The following is a 1,124-nucleotide window of genomic DNA, read 5'->3' as shown; positions in this document are numbered from 1 at the left end:
CAACCCCTGGGGGTAAACCCCCAGGTTTGGGCTAATCCGCGTTCGCTCGCCGCTACTGACGGAATCACTATTGTTTTCTTTTCCTGAGGGTACTTAGATGTTTCAGTTCCCCTCGTCTGCCTCCATATCACCTATGTATTCAGTGATAGGTACGTGAGTATTACCTCACGCGGGTTCCCCCATTCGGACATCCCCGGATCAAAGCCTGCTTACGGCTCCCCGAGGCCTTATCGTTGTTCGCCACGTCCTTCATCGGCTCCTGGTGCCTAGGCATCCTCCGTGTGCTCTTTCTAGCTTAACCGTTGTCGCTCGGTATTTGCTTTGTCCGCTCCGTTGTGCTTCGCACAAAAGTCGCTCCCAAACCAAATACGTCGCTAGATCAGCTAAAACATATGCAATCAACTTCATAGAAGTTGGCACAGATTTTGATTCAGCTTTGTTGCTTTGTTTCGCTATCCAGTTTTCAAGGAACAATCTCATCGCCATTCCATCAGCGACGATGAATATCTTATCACATTCACCTTGCTTTTGCAAGCAATTAATTGAATGTGAATGGTGGAGCCAAGCGGGATCGAACCGCTGACCTCCTGCTTGCAAGGCAGGCGCTCTCCCAGCTGAGCTATGGCCCCATAATCATTATAAAGTTAAATGGTGGGCCCTAGTGGACTCGAACCACCGACCTCACCCTTATCAGGGGTGCGCTCTAACCAGCTGAGCTAAGGGCCCGTGCAGCTTTACGTTGTAAAACAGCATGAATCACAAGAAGGATTCGCTTGGCGACGTTCTACTCTCCCAGGACCCTGCGGTCCAAGTACCATCGACGCTGGAAGGCTTAACGTTCGTGTTCGGGATGGGTACGCGTGGTTCCCTTCCGCCATCATCACCAAACGAATGCTTATGAACTGAAAGGCATTGCGCCTTTCAAAACTGAACACGAGTGAGTGTTACCTGCGATCTTGTGATCGTCAGGATTTTTTGTCCGATGGCCTACAGCCATCATGGACTCCATAGAAAGGAGGTGATCCAGCCGCACCTTCCGATACGGCTACCTTGTTACGACTTCACCCCAATCATCTACCCCACCTTCGGCGGCTGGCCCCCTTGCGGGTTACCCCACCGACTTC

The 1,124-nt window shown here is 51.4% G+C and carries 2 tRNA genes and 3 rRNA genes; all 5 read right to left on the bottom strand.

Going from position 1 to position 1,124, the window contains the following annotated elements:
- Window positions 1-301, bottom strand: a 23S ribosomal RNA gene (locus GSF01_RS29150); the annotation flags it as partial.
- Window positions 302-553: 252 nt separating this feature from the next.
- Window positions 554-629, bottom strand: a tRNA-Ala gene (locus GSF01_RS29145).
- A gap of 20 nt (window positions 630-649) precedes the next feature.
- A tRNA-Ile gene (locus tag GSF01_RS29140) sits at window positions 650-726 on the bottom strand.
- Between the two features lie 45 nt (window positions 727-771).
- Window positions 772-888 (bottom strand): 5S ribosomal RNA (rrf, locus tag GSF01_RS29135).
- A 123-nt stretch (window positions 889-1,011) separates the two neighbouring features.
- Window positions 1,012-1,124, bottom strand: a 16S ribosomal RNA gene (locus tag GSF01_RS29130); the annotation flags it as partial.

The organism is Paenibacillus puerhi, assembly GCF_009846885.1.
In the GTDB taxonomy this organism is placed as follows: Bacteria; Bacillota; Bacilli; order Paenibacillales; family NBRC-103111; genus Paenibacillus_G; species Paenibacillus_G puerhi.
The sequence above is the reverse complement of the archived record's forward strand: the minus strand, read 5'-3'. Positions and strand labels throughout refer to the sequence as shown.